The 11,951-nt window shown below is 67.6% G+C and carries 14 protein-coding genes and 1 pseudogene; 7 read left to right on the plus strand and 8 right to left on the minus strand.

Going from position 1 to position 11,951, the window contains the following annotated elements; all coding sequences use genetic code 11:
- The first annotated feature begins 4 nt into the window (after positions 1-4).
- The 3 genes from recR (at position 5) to rmuC (ending at position 3,001) form a co-directional block, all read left to right on the plus strand.
- Positions 5-601, plus strand: a complete 597-nt coding sequence (gene recR / locus E2493_RS11510) for a recombination mediator RecR (protein WP_135086872.1) — start codon at positions 5-7, stop codon at positions 599-601.
- Between the two features lie 85 nt (positions 602-686).
- Complete coding sequence (def, locus tag E2493_RS11515; RefSeq protein ID WP_135086874.1) at positions 687-1,226, plus strand: peptide deformylase; 540 nt, start codon at positions 687-689, stop codon at positions 1,224-1,226.
- A 281-nt stretch (positions 1,227-1,507) separates the two neighbouring features.
- Positions 1,508-3,001 (plus strand): DNA recombination protein RmuC, encoded by a 1,494-nt coding sequence (rmuC, locus tag E2493_RS11520; RefSeq protein WP_135086876.1) that lies wholly within the window; start codon positions 1,508-1,510, stop codon positions 2,999-3,001.
- A gap of 33 nt (positions 3,002-3,034) precedes the next feature.
- Here rmuC and E2493_RS11525 read toward each other — a convergent pair whose 3' ends face one another.
- The 8 genes from E2493_RS11525 to E2493_RS11560 all read right to left on the minus strand — a co-directional run bounded on the left by E2493_RS11525 (position 3,035) and on the right by E2493_RS11560 (position 8,624).
- The gene (locus E2493_RS11525; RefSeq protein ID WP_135086878.1) at positions 3,035-3,439 is read right to left on the minus strand and encodes a hypothetical protein; all 405 of its coding nucleotides are present in this window, start codon (positions 3,437-3,439) and stop codon (positions 3,035-3,037) included.
- A gap of 74 nt (positions 3,440-3,513) precedes the next feature.
- On the minus strand, positions 3,514-4,317 hold the full coding sequence (locus E2493_RS11530; protein WP_135086880.1) for a TrmH family RNA methyltransferase: 804 nt from the start codon (positions 4,315-4,317) through the stop codon (positions 3,514-3,516).
- Positions 4,317-4,589, minus strand: coding sequence for an HPr family phosphocarrier protein (locus tag E2493_RS11535; protein ID WP_135086882.1), 273 nt, complete (start codon positions 4,587-4,589; stop codon positions 4,317-4,319). Before E2493_RS11535 ends, E2493_RS11530 begins: the two co-directional genes overlap by 1 nt.
- Positions 4,586-4,990 carry a PTS sugar transporter subunit IIA gene (locus E2493_RS11540; RefSeq protein ID WP_135086884.1) on the minus strand — a complete coding sequence of 135 codons (405 nt, stop codon included), beginning with the start codon at positions 4,988-4,990 and terminating at the stop codon, positions 4,586-4,588. Before E2493_RS11540 ends, E2493_RS11535 begins: the two co-directional genes overlap by 4 nt.
- A 9-nt stretch (positions 4,991-4,999) precedes the next feature.
- Entirely contained in the window at positions 5,000-5,932 is a 933-nt protein-coding gene (gene rapZ / locus E2493_RS11545; protein WP_225421405.1) for an RNase adapter RapZ, read from the minus strand.
- A gap of 13 nt (positions 5,933-5,945) precedes the next feature.
- A complete protein-coding gene (locus tag E2493_RS11550; protein ID WP_135086886.1) occupies positions 5,946-6,371 on the minus strand; it encodes an HPr kinase/phosphorylase in 426 nt (141 codons plus the stop codon).
- Positions 6,368-7,876, minus strand: coding sequence for a sensor histidine kinase (locus E2493_RS11555; RefSeq protein ID WP_135086908.1), 1,509 nt, complete (start codon positions 7,874-7,876; stop codon positions 6,368-6,370). The genes E2493_RS11550 and E2493_RS11555 overlap by 4 nt, the downstream gene beginning before the upstream one ends.
- Positions 7,877-7,913: 37 nt before the next feature.
- Entirely contained in the window at positions 7,914-8,624 is a 711-nt protein-coding gene (locus tag E2493_RS11560) for a response regulator transcription factor (RefSeq protein WP_135086888.1), read from the minus strand.
- A 180-nt stretch (positions 8,625-8,804) separates the two neighbouring features.
- On the opposite strand from E2493_RS11560, the gene E2493_RS11565 reads away from it, so the two are divergent.
- The 4 genes and pseudogenes from E2493_RS11565 to E2493_RS11580 all read left to right on the plus strand — a co-directional run.
- Positions 8,805-10,400: a phosphoenolpyruvate carboxykinase gene (locus E2493_RS11565; RefSeq protein ID WP_135086890.1), complete on the plus strand. Its 1,596-nt coding sequence runs from the start codon at positions 8,805-8,807 to the stop codon at positions 10,398-10,400.
- 86 nt (positions 10,401-10,486) lie between these two features.
- Positions 10,487-10,969, plus strand: a complete 483-nt coding sequence (locus tag E2493_RS11570; protein ID WP_135086892.1) for a hypothetical protein — start codon at positions 10,487-10,489, stop codon at positions 10,967-10,969.
- A 22-nt stretch (positions 10,970-10,991) separates the two neighbouring features.
- Positions 10,992-11,240 (plus strand): annotated as a pseudogene (locus E2493_RS11575) (DUF2171 domain-containing protein); the annotation flags it as partial.
- 441 nt (positions 11,241-11,681) lie between these two features.
- Positions 11,682-11,951 (plus strand): IS110 family transposase (locus E2493_RS11580; RefSeq protein ID WP_167737493.1); only part of this gene is annotated, 270 nt, incomplete at its 3' end.

The following is an 11,951-nucleotide window of genomic DNA, read 5'->3' on the forward strand; positions in this document are numbered from 1 at the left end:
CGCCATGGCCTCTCCCGAAATCGACGCGCTGACCCAGGCGCTGGCGCGCCTGCCCGGGCTCGGTCCGCGCTCGGCGCGGCGCGCGGTGCTGCACCTGCTGAAGAAGCGGGAGGTGGCGCTGACGCCGCTGCTGCGCGCGCTCGAGCAGGTGAACGAGCGCCTCTCGGTCTGCTCGCTTTGCGGCAATGTCGACACGTCCGATCCGTGCGCGGTCTGCTCCGATCCGCGCCGCGACGATCGCCTGCTCTGCGTCGTCGAGGAGGTGTCGGACCTGTGGGCGCTCGACCGTTCGCGATTGTTCCCCGGCCGCTTCCACGTTCTCGGCGGCCGCCTCTCCGCGCTGGAAGGCGTGCGGCCGGAAGATCTCTCGATCGACCGGCTGATCGCGCGCGTCGCCGGGGGCGGCATCGACGAAGTGGTGCTGGCGATGAATGCCACGCTGGAGGGCCAGACCACGGCCCATTATCTCGCCGAGCGGCTGGAGGGCCATCCAGTGCGGATTACCCAGCTCGCCCACGGCCTGCCGGTCGGCGGCGAGCTCGACTATCTCGACGAAGGCACGCTCGCCCAAGCCTTGCGGGCGCGGCGGCCGGTGGCCTGATCGCCACGGCGGAGCGCCCCTAAACGGGGCTTCTTCGCAGCTGCAAAATCTTGATTTCGGGGGCTCTCTCACCTATTTCGGGCCTATGGCCATCCTCCCGATCATCGAGACTCCGGACCCGTTGCTCCGGCAGAAATCCACGCCCGTCGAGGCGGTCACGGACGAGATCCGGACGCTGATCGACGACATGTTCGAGACGATGTACGCCGCGCCGGGCATCGGCCTCGCTGCCATCCAGGTCGGCGTGCCCAAGCGCCTGCTCGTCATCGATCTCCAGGAGGAGGAAGACGAGGACGGCAAGCCGGTGCGCCAGCCCCTGGTCTTCATCAACCCCGAGATCCTCGAGGAATCCGACCATTTCGTGCCCTATAACGAGGGCTGCCTCTCGGTCCCCGAAATGTATGCCGAGGTCGACCGGCCGGACCGGATCCGCGCCCGCTGGCTCGATCGCGACGGCGTCAGCCACGAGGAAGAGCTGACCGGCCTGCTCGCGGTCTGCCTGCAGCACGAGATGGACCATCTCGAAGGCATATTGTTCATCGACCATCTCTCCCGCCTGAAGCGCGAGATGATCCTCAAGAAGCTCGCCAAGTACCGGAAAGAGAAAGCGAAGCTGGCCGCCTAAGCGGCACTCCCAAGCACGTCATCCCGGCGAAAGTCGGGATCTCGGGTCGGAAGCGCGCAGTCGCCGGTGGAAGGTTCGGCGCATTCGCTTGAAGCTCGCGCCTTCTCCCCCTGAGATGCCGGCTTTCGCCGGGATGACGTGTCCCGGTAAGGGTGCGCCCCACGCGCCGGCGCGTTTCCTTTCTCCATTTCTCCACAGCTATTTTTCCCTTGCTTCCGCAAAGGCTTGAGCAGGCGCGTTCGCTCGCGTAGGTTCCTGCTTCGTTCCTGTGGGGTTTGAACATGGATCCGCTCGTCATCGTCGCCATCGCCGCCGCTTTCGCGGGCGTCGCCGCGGGCTGGCTGCTCGGCAGCCGGCTGGCCGCAACCCTGCGCAGGGAGCGCGACGCCGCGGTGGAAAACCATCGCAGCGCCGTCGCCGACCTCGCCGTCGCCGAGGAACGGGCGAAGCAGTTGCCGGCGCTCCAGGAACAGCTCCATGCACTGACCGCCGAGCGCAACACGGCGCTGCAGGAGACGGCGGCGCTGCGGCCGGTCGCCGCGCGGGTCGCGCCGCTCGAGGCGGAGATCGCCACCCTACGCGCCGAGCGCCAGCAGCTCGCCGAGGCCAAAGCGGCGTTCGAGAAGGGCGAGGAGGAGCGCCGCCGCGCCTATGAGGAGCAGCTCGCCAACCTCAAGGATCTCGAGACGAAGGTCGAAACGCGGTTCGGCGAGCTGGCCGGCAAGGCGCTCGAAGGCGCGCACGACAGCTTCCTCAAGCGAGCCGAGGAAAGATTCAAGCATAGCGAGCAGCTCGCCAGCAATGGTCTCAAGGCGCTGCTCCAGCCGGTCAACGAGCGGCTGCAGCGTTACGAGGAGGGCGTCGCCAAGGTCGAAGCCGAGCGGCGGGACGCCTTCGGCAATCTCGTCGGCCTGATCGAATCGATGCGCGTCGGCCAGGAGAAGGTCAGCGCGGAGGCCGCCAAGCTCGTCAACTCGCTACGCAACGCGCCGAAATCGCGCGGCCGCTGGGGCGAGCAGCAGCTCAAGAACGTGCTCGAGACCTGCGGCCTGACCGAGAATTGCGACTTCCAGACGGAGGTAAGCGTCGAGAGCGAGGACGGACGCCTGCGGCCCGACGTCATCATCCGGATTCCGGGCGGCCGGACGCTGATCATCGACGCCAAGGTCTCGCTCAACGCCTATCAGGATGCGTTCGGCGCGGTGGACGAAGCAGAGCGCAACATCGGTCTCGCGGCGCATGCGGCGGCCATGCGGGCGCACGTGACGACGCTCGGCAACAAGGCGTATCAGAACCAGTTCGGCAACAGCCCGGACTATGTGATCATGTTCGTGCCTGGAGAGCATTTCCTCTCCGCCGCCCTGGAGCATGATCCGAGCCTCTGGGACTATGCATTCGATCGCAAGGTGCTGCTCGCCACGCCGACCAATCTGATCGCGATCGCGCGCTCGGTCGCCTCCGTCTGGCAGCAGGAGGCGCTGGCGAAGAACGCGCGGGACATCGCTCTGCTCGGCAAGGAGCTGTACGATCGTCTCGCCAAGGTCGGCGAGGACCTGCGCAGGGTCGGCACCGGCCTCAACAGCGCGGTCACCAACTTCAACACCTTCACCAATTCGTTCAACAGCCGCCTGGTCTCGACCGGTCGCAAGTTCCGCGAGCTGAACATCGAGACCGGCTCGCGCGAGCTCGACGACGTCCCGAAGGTCGAGGCGCTGGCGAGCGCCGGCGAGGTGGCAATGATCGAGGCGCGCCCGATCGACGAGGCGGCCGAGTAAGAGAGGTCCTCCCGCAAGCGGGAGAATCTGATCCTAGACGTCCCAGTCCTTGCGCCGGGCGCCGCCGCAGCCGCGGACGGTCTGGCCGTCGGCGGTGACAAGGACCTCGTGCTCGTAGCCGTGGCCGCTCATGTCGTCGATGCACCGGTTGTAGCTGACGTCGACAGTCAGGCGCGCCGTCTCGTAGCGGCGGCCGTTGAAGCTCGGCCTCGGATCGGGGCGCGCGACCTGGATCTTCTGATCGCCGTAGCCGCCGGTGTAGTCGATCTGGCGGCCGTGAATGACGAGGTTCCAGCCGGGCTCGTTGCCGCGGGCTTCGTAATGCTCGAGGCCCGGATCCTGGGGCGGCGGGTTCGAGATGGCCGGATAGGCGCAGGCCGCGCAGACCGCCAGCATCGCCCAGGCGGGCCAGCGCGGCATCGTTACTCGGTTACGCATGAACCTTACTCCGTTACGACCCGTCAAAGCGTTCGAACGGAATCGATGTTCCTACCTGAACGAAGCCGTAACGTTCATGGTTGTCGCCGCCATTGGTTTATGACTTCATAGGCCATCACCGCCGTCGCGACCGCGGCGTTGAGGCTGTCCGCCTTGCCGAGCATCGGCATCTTCACCAGCACGTCGCACTCGGCCTCATATTCGGGGGGCAGGCCCTGCGCCTCGTTGCCCACGAGGATGAAGGCGGGCTTGCGGTAGCGCGGCGCCTGATAATCGTGCTCAGCCTTGAGGCTGGTGCCGATCAGCTCGCCCTCGCCAGCGCGCAGCCAGGCAACGAACTGGTCCCACGGTGCGGCGGCGATCCGCTGGGTGAAGAGGGCGCCCATCGTCGCCCGCACCGCCTCGACCGAGAAGGGATCGACGCAATCGTCGACCAGGATCAGGCCGCCGGCGCCGACCGCGTCGCCGGTCCGCAGGATCGTGCCGAGATTGCCCGGATCGCGCAGCGACTGGGCCACGATCCACAGGTCCGCGGCGCTCCGGTCGAGACGATCGAGCGTGAGGTCGAGCGCCCGGTAGACGCCGAGGACGGTCTGCGGATTGTCCTTGCCGGAGAGCTTGTGGAGGATGTCCGAGCTGGTCTCGATCACGTCGCCGCCCGCGGCCTCCGTCGCGGCGATCAGCTGGTCGAGCAAAGGATGGCCGCCGTGCTCCCAGTAGAACAGGATCTCGGGCACGAAGCCGGCCTCGAGCGCCTCGGTGAGGATGCGCAGCCCCTCGGCGATGAACAGGCCCTCGCGGCGACGGTTCTTCTTTTCCCGCAGCCCGCGGACCTGCTTGACCAGGGGATTGGAGAAAGCGGTGATCTGCCTCGGCATCAGTCCTCGCCGAAGCGTTCCTCGACGAGCCCGGCGAGCGCCGCCACCGCCTCGTCGGCACCGTCGCCGATCGCGGTGATGGTGATCGAATCCCCCATTGCGGCGCCGAGCATCATCAGGCCCATGATCGAGGTGCCGCAGACGCGCGAGCCGTCCTTCTCCACCTCGACCTGCGCCGACTGGCCTGCGGCGAGGGTGACGAATTTGGCGCTGGCCCGGGCGTGAAGGCCGCGCTTGTTGCGGAGCTCGACGGTCCGGCTTGCCACGCTCAGACCGTTTCGCCCAGGATTTCCGACGCGACCGAAATGTACTTGCGGCCGGCGTCGCGGGCCGCCGCGACCGCGGCCTTGACGTCCATCGTCTTGCGCGCGCCTTCGAGGCGGATCAGCATCGGCAGGTTCACGCCGGCGATCACCTCTACCCGCTCCGACTTCATCAGCGAGATCGCCAGGTTCGACGGCGTGCCGCCGAACAGATCGGTGAGGATGATCACCCCGCTGCCGTCATCGGCGCGGCCGATCGCCGCGGCGATGTCGTTGCGCCGCCCCTCCATGTCGTCGTCCGGGCCGATGCAGATCGCCTCGATGCGCTGCTGCGGGCCGACGACATGCTCCATGGCGGTGACGAATTCGGCCGCGAGTCGGCCGTGGGTCACCAGAACCAAACCAATCATTCAACCATCCTATTCCTGCGGCCCGCCCCCCGAAGGGCCGCCCTCCACGCCCTCGCGCGGCGGCGAGGCGAGGTCACGATGCTCAACCGTGGGCGAAAATCCCTTTTCGCGCAACACCGCGCCAATACGCTCCGCCACATGAACGGAACGGTGTCTTCCGCCGGTACAGCCGAAGGCGATGGTCACGTAGGATCGCCCTTCGTCGCGGTAGCGGGGCAGGAGGGTGAGGAGCAGATCCTCGATCCGCGCCAGGACGGGCCCGTACGATTCATCCTCGGCGATATGGGCGCCGACCGCGGGATCGAGACCGGTCAGCTCGCGCAATTCGTCCTGCCAATAAGGGTTCCTGAGGAAGCGCATGTCGAACACGCTGTCGGCATTGCGCGGCAGCCCGCGCGCGAAGCCGAATGACATGATGGTCACGGTGGGCGTCAGCGCGCCCGCGGCGAAGCGCTCCCGGACCTGCTGCTGCAGCGCCTTGGGGACCGTGTCGGTGGTGTCGATGACATGGTCGGCCCAGCGGCGGAGCGGCGCCATCAGCTCCCGTTCGGCGGCGATGCCGTCGGTTGCGGGACGGTCCGGCGCGAGCGGGTGGCGGCGGCGAGTCTCCGAATAGCGGCGCAGCAGCTCGACTCCGCCGCAGTCGAAGAACAGGGTCTCAACCGGGAAATCGTGCTCGGCAATCAGGCTCTTGATCTGCTCGACGATCCTCTTGGCGTCGAAATCCCGGGTGCGGCTGTCGATGCCGATCGCGAGCGGCCGACGGCGGCGCGACATCCCCTTGCCGAGGGGGGTCGAGAGGAGATGCTCGAGCAGCGACAGGGGAAGATTGTCGACGACCTCCCAGCCGATGTCCTCCAGCGTCTTGAGCGCGGTCGATTTGCCTGCACCGGAGAGGCCGGTGACGAGCAGGATTCGTTGGGGACGGGTGCCGGAGGTCACGACAGGGCGAAGCTCACGTAAGGGGCAGGCCGAAGCGGAGGAGGGCGCTCTCTACCTTGATCGGCGCCGACGCCTCAAGCGCCGACAGCGCGATGAGCGGCAGGTCGAGGCCGGCGATCGTCCGCGTCCCTGCGTCCGGCAGGCGCTCGACGGGGAGGTCGAGATCGACAACCAGGCAGACCGGCACGCCGCGCAACGGCTCGAGCTCGACGATTCCGACGCCGCGCAGCTCGATCTTCCCCGCGATGCGATCGGGCGGCGTGGCGATCAGCCTCGGGCCGTTGGCGGCGAGAAGGGTGTAATCGTCGCTGACCAGGCGGGCGCCGCGATCGATCAGGCGGATGGCGAGATCGGACTTGCCGCGGCCCGAGGCGCCGGCGATCAGTACCGCTCGGCCGCCGATCGCGACGCACGAGGCATGGACGAGCGCCTCGCTCATGCCGCGGCCGCCGGCGCCGGAAAGCGGATGACGAAGCGCGCGCCGCTGCTGCCCCCATGCCGGTCCTCGACGTCGATCCTGCCGCCATGACCTTCGACGGTAGCGCGGGCGAGCGCCAGGCCGAGGCCGGAATGCCGGCCGAACTCCTCCTCCGGCGGCCTGATCGAATGAAAGCGGTCGAAGATCTGCTCGCGCTTGTCGGCGGGAACGCCGGGGCCTTCGTCTTCGACGGTGACGACGACCTGGTCGTCGATCTCCGCGGCGCCGACCTCGACCAGGCCGTCGGCGGGGGAGAAGGAAATCGCGTTATCGACCAGATTGTCGATCGCGCGCGCGATCCGCGATTCGTCGCCGGAAACGACGGCGCTGCCGCTTCCCGGACGGGCGAAGGCGATGCGCACCTGCCGCTCCGCCGCCTGTCGTTCCCAATGCGGCAGCATCGACTGGATCACCTCGCCCAGATCAACCGGCTCGAAGCGGGCGCGGGAAAGCTCGGCGTCGAGGCGGGAGATTTCGGCAATCTCCACCACCAGCCGATCGAGCCGGGCGACGTCGTGGCGGACGACGTCGAGCAGCCGCTGCTGGAGCTCCGGATCCTTGACCCGGTCGAGCGTGTCGACGGCCGAGCGCAACGAGGCGAGGGGGTTCTTGAGCTCGTGCGTCACGTCGGCGGCGAAGGCTTCGGTGGCGTCGATCCGGTTCCTCAGCGTGTGGGTCATGTCGTGCAGCGCGCGGGCGAGCAGGCCGATCTCGTCGCGGCGCTCGGGAAGGAGCGGCACCTTGACCTCCCGCGCGCGGCCGAGCCGGACGCGGTGGGCGGCGCGCGCGAGGCGGCGGAGTGGCAGGGCGATGGTCCGGGCGAGGAACAGCGAGAGCAGCACCGAGAGCAGGATGGCGGCGAGCAGGACGAAGCCGAGCGTCATCCTCTCGTCGCGCACGATCGTCCTGATGTCGCGCGCGTTGCGGGTGAGGAGCAGCACGCTGTCGGGCGAGACTCGCGCCGCGGCGGAGAGAAAGAGCGTACCCTCCGGTGCACGCCGCAGCATCCGTACCGCGCGGCCGCTGCGAAGCGCCTGCGCCGCCTCGGGCCACGCGGCGAGGCCTTCGCCGGGCGGAACCACGAGCAGGGGCGCGTCGGGCGCGCCGACGATGGCGTCGAAGACGTTGTCGAGCAGGCGGGCGACGTTCTTGCGCAGGGGCTCGCGCGCCGGATCGCGCAGCTCGTAGGTCGGCGGCGCCCCGGCCCAGCTGTCCATCGCCTGGCTGCCGTCGGCGCGGAACAGGCGCAGCCGCGTGCCGGAGGCTGCGCCGGTTCGGCGGAGGAGCCACGCGCGCTCGGCCGGATCGGCGACGCGCAGCGAGTCCGAGATGATGCGGACCTCGGTCTCGGCGGTGACGAGTCCGGCCGCGGTCAGCCGGCTGCGGAAGCCGTCGAGATAGAAAAGCGAGCCGGCGAGCATTGCCAGGGCGAAAATGTTGACCGCGAGGATGCGGTGGAGAAGCATCCAGCGGCCCGACCAGCGCGTGTCGAGCGCGCGGACGTCACTCCTCGCCAAAGCGGTAGCCCACCCCGTAGAGCGTCTCGATCGCCCTGAACTCGCCGTCGACCTGGCGGAACTTGCGGCGCAGCCGCTTGATGTGGCTGTCGATGGTGCGATCGTCGACATAGATGTCGTCCTGATAAGCCACGTCCATCAGCTGGTTGCGCGACTTTACCACACCGGGACGCTGCGCGAGCGCCTCCAGGATCATGAATTCGGTGACGGTGAGAGTGACGTCGCGGCCGTCCCAGGTGACGCGGTGCCGGGCCGGATCCATCGCCAGCCGGCCGCGGACGATCTGCGCGGACTCGCCTTCCGCCGGGCCGTCCTCCGCAGGCGTCGCCCGCAGTTCGGCGCGGCGAAGGATGGCGCGGATCCGCGCGATCAGCAGGCGCTGGGAGAATGGCTTGGTGATGTAATCGTCCGCCCCCATTGCGAGGCCGAGCGCCTCGTCCAGCTCCTCGTCCTTAGAGGTGAGGAAGATCACCGGCAGGTCGCTTCGCTCGCGCAGCCGGCGAAGCAGCTCCATGCCGTCCATCCGCGGCATCTTCACGTCGAGAACGGCGAGATCGGGCGGATTGTCGACCAGCGCCTTCAGCGCGGTCTCGCCGTCCGAATAGACGCGGGTGGCGAAGCCCTCGGCCTGCAGCGCGATGGAAACGGAGGTCAGGATGTTCCGGTCATCGTCGACGAGCGCGATCGTCACGGACATGTCGCAAATACGCCTCTCGCCGTCATCGAACGGCTTGTATCGAAAGGGTCGGGGACCCGCAACCGAAGGCCCGGAAACCGTGACAGCGCTGTCTTTGACGGGCCTGATCCGCTCCGATATTCGCCGTCTCCAGAAGTCGGCAAACCGCCGCGCAGAAACGAAAAACATAGGGAGAGACGAGTGGCCAAGAGCCAGCCGACGCACGGCCTTGCCGAGCAGAATATCAGCACGCCGGCGCGCATTCAGTGGAACCTCGGGACGCCGCAGCTGGTCGAGCAGGCGCTCGCCCGCGGCGAAGGCGTGCTCGCCAAGGACGGCCCGCTGGTGGTCCGCACCGGTAAGCACACCGGCCGGTCCGCGCAGGACAAGTTCATCGTCCGCGACGCCGAGACCGACGGCACGATCTGGTGGGACAACAACAAGTCGATGACTGCCGCGCAATTCGCGGCGCTGCGCGAGGACTTCCTCGCCGAGCTGGCGAAGAAGGACGATCTGTTCGTCGCCGATCTCTACGGCGGCTCGCAGCCGGAGCATCGCGTCCGCGTCCGCGTGATCAACGAGCTGGCCTGGCACAATCTGTTCATCCGCACGCTGCTGGTGCGGCCGGAGGCGCACGAGCTGGAGGGCTTCGCGCCGGAGTTCACGATCATCGATCTGCCGAGCTTCCGCGCGGATCCGGCGCGCCACGGTACGCGGTCCGAGACGGTGATCGCGGTCAACCTCTCCGAGCGGATGATCCTGATCGGCGGCACCGCCTATGCCGGCGAGATGAAGAAGTCGGTGTTCGGCATCCTCAACTACCTGCTGCCGGCCAAGGGCGTGATGCCGATGCATTGCTCTGCGAACATCGGGCCGAACGGCGACACCGCCGTCTTCTTCGGTCTCTCGGGGACCGGCAAGACGACCCTCTCGGCGGATGCGAGCCGCACCCTGATCGGGGACGACGAGCACGGCTGGTCCGACACTGCCGTCTTCAACTTCGAGGGCGGCTGCTATGCGAAGATGATCCGCCTCTCGCCGGAGGCGGAGCCGGAGATCTACGCGACCACCAAGCGCTTCGGCACGGTGCTCGAGAACGTCGTGATCGATCCCGAGACCCGCACCCTGGATCTCGACGACAACAGCCTCGCGGAGAACACCCGCGGCGCTTACCCGATCGACTTCATCCCCAATGCCTCCGCCGAGAACATGGGCCCGGTGCCGAAGAACATCGTGATGCTCACGGCCGATGCGTTCGGCGTGCTGCCTCCGATCGCGCGGCTGACTCCGGACCAGGCGATGTACCACTTCCTCTCCGGCTACACCGCGAAGGTTGCCGGGACCGAGATCGGCGTGACCGAGCCCGAAGCGACCTTCTCGACCTGCTTCGGCGCGCCGTTCATGCCGCGCCACCCGTCGGTCTACGGCAACCTGCTCAAGGAGCGGATCGCCAAGGGTGCGGTCTCCTGCTGGCTGGTCAACACCGGCTGGACGGGCGGCAAGTACGGCGTCGGCAAGCGCATGCCGATCAAGGCGACCCGGGCGCTGCTCAATGCGGCGCTGGACGGCAGCCTCAATGCCGCCGAGTTCCGCAAGGATCCCTATTTCGGGTTCGACGTCCCGGTCGCCGTGCCCGGCGTCGACAGCGCCATCCTCAATCCGCGCGACACCTGGGCCGACAAGGCGGATTACGACGCGACGGCGGCCCGGCTGGTGAACCTGTTCATCGACAATTTCGCCAAGTTCGAGACCCATGTCGACCAAAGCGTCCGGGAAGCTGCGCCGCACGCCGCCTGACGCTCCGCACCAGACCTTCCAGGGAGCGCGTCGGCCCGGCCGGCGCGCTCCTTCTTTTTGCACGCCAGTTTCGGAGAAAGATCGGAATGACCGAAGACCATCCCATACGACCGTTCGCGAGCGACGCGGCCGTCCGCCATATCGGCGAGGGGCTGCTCGCCTGCACCCTGTCGCGGGGAGAATGGACGCACGAAGCGCACCTCGCCGCCTGCCTCTGGATCCTGGTCGAGCGCCCCGACATCCTGCCCGAGCGTGACCTGCCGTCGATCATCCGCCGCTTCAACGAGAGCGTCGGCGGCGTGAACGACGAGACGCAGGGCTATCACGAGACAATCACCCAGTGCTTCGTGCGCGGCGTTCGCCTCTACCTGGAGCGCGTGGATCCGTCGCTGGCGCTGGCCGACAAGGTCAACGGCCTGCTCGCCGGGCCCGAAGGCCGCCGCGACTGGCCGCTGCGGTTCTTCTCGCCGGAGCGGCTCTTCGCGGTGGAGGCGCGGCTCGGCGCGATCGCCCCCGATCTGGCGCCGCTGCCTGCATCCAAAGGCGGGGCGGAGAGTTTGTTACGCTGACTCAACCAGAGGGAGAGACGAGATGGCCGATCTCAGCCAGGTCCGCGAGCATATGGAGATCGTCGGGGCCGACGGCGTCCATATCGGGACGGTCGACGCCGTCGAAGGCAATCGGATCAAGATGATCCGCGCCGACAGCGGCTCGCATTCCGACCATCATCATTATCTCTCCGGCGGCCTCGTCGCCACCGTGGACGACGGCCAGGTGCGCCTGTCCGCCAATGGCGCCAACGCCGCGTGGCTCGAGGAGGAGGAAGGCGGCCAGGGCCTGGGCGAGAGCCGTTTGTTCAACTGGCGCAACCTGGGCCTCGGAGCCGCCGCGGCGGGCGTCGCCGCCGCCGCCGCGGGCGCCCTTTATTACAGCCGGCGGGGCCGCGACGACGAATAGCCTAGACCAAGATCGCCTCAGGCTGAATCAGCCTGAGGCGTGGATCTTGGTCTCAACCATTTGAATAGAGCGCGATTAACGCCATCGGCGGAAGCGCGAAGCGCTTCCACCTCAGCCGATCGCGCTTGTCTTATGAGAGTCTGCCCGTTCGTGGCAAAACGGACCGCCGTTGGCGGCTGTACCCACCAACGGCGGAAGGGGTCGGATCGAGATCGCGCTGGTCGTCGCGGACCGAGCTAGAGTTTGATCACCCCTTTCTTTTCCTTGAGCCCTGAACGGATACCCGAGGTGCCGCCTCGGATGACAAGCAGAGGGGAGGAAAAGATGAGCAAGAGCCTACCACAGGTCCTCGGCGTCGACATCTCCAAAGACCATCTCGACGTGTGCCTCAATCCCGGCGGCAGCACCTTGCATGTCGCGAATATCGCGGCAGGCCACGCACAGCTGTTGGCTTGGCTCGATCGTGTCTCGATCGACCTGGTCGTCTTCGAGCCCACCGGGCCCTATCATCGCCTGTTTGAACGTACGCTCGTCCGGAGCGGTCTGCCCTATGCCAAGGTCAATCCGAGGCAGGCGCGCCGCTTCGCTGAGGCA

The sequence above is a fragment of the Sphingomonas parva (ex Maeng et al. 2020) genome, from assembly GCF_004564275.1.
Lineage (GTDB): Bacteria > Pseudomonadota > Alphaproteobacteria > Sphingomonadales > Sphingomonadaceae > Allosphingosinicella > Allosphingosinicella parva.

Excerpts from the sequence above, each read along its gene's own strand:
- def (WP_135086874.1), top strand. The coding sequence starts at position 687 with ATGGCCATCCTCCCGATCATCGAGACTCCGGACCCGTTGCTCCGGCAG.
- recR (WP_135086872.1), top strand. The coding sequence starts at position 5 with ATGGCCTCTCCCGAAATCGACGCGCTGACCCAGGCGCTGGCGCGCCTG.
- E2493_RS11525 (WP_135086878.1), bottom strand. The coding sequence starts at position 3,439 with ATGCGTAACCGAGTAACGATGCCGCGCTGGCCCGCCTGGGCGATGCTG.
- E2493_RS11560 (WP_135086888.1), bottom strand. The coding sequence starts at position 8,624 with ATGTCCGTGACGATCGCGCTCGTCGACGATGACCGGAACATCCTGACC.
- E2493_RS11530 (WP_135086880.1), bottom strand. The coding sequence starts at position 4,317 with ATGCCGAGGCAGATCACCGCTTTCTCCAATCCCCTGGTCAAGCAGGTC.
- E2493_RS11550 (WP_135086886.1), bottom strand. The coding sequence starts at position 6,371 with ATGAGCGAGGCGCTCGTCCATGCCTCGTGCGTCGCGATCGGCGGCCGA.
- E2493_RS11555 (WP_135086908.1), bottom strand. The coding sequence starts at position 7,876 with ATGCTTCTCCACCGCATCCTCGCGGTCAACATTTTCGCCCTGGCAATG.
- E2493_RS11540 (WP_135086884.1), bottom strand. The coding sequence starts at position 4,990 with ATGATTGGTTTGGTTCTGGTGACCCACGGCCGACTCGCGGCCGAATTC.
- E2493_RS11570 (WP_135086892.1), top strand. The coding sequence starts at position 10,487 with ATGACCGAAGACCATCCCATACGACCGTTCGCGAGCGACGCGGCCGTC.
- rmuC (WP_135086876.1), top strand. The coding sequence starts at position 1,508 with ATGGATCCGCTCGTCATCGTCGCCATCGCCGCCGCTTTCGCGGGCGTC.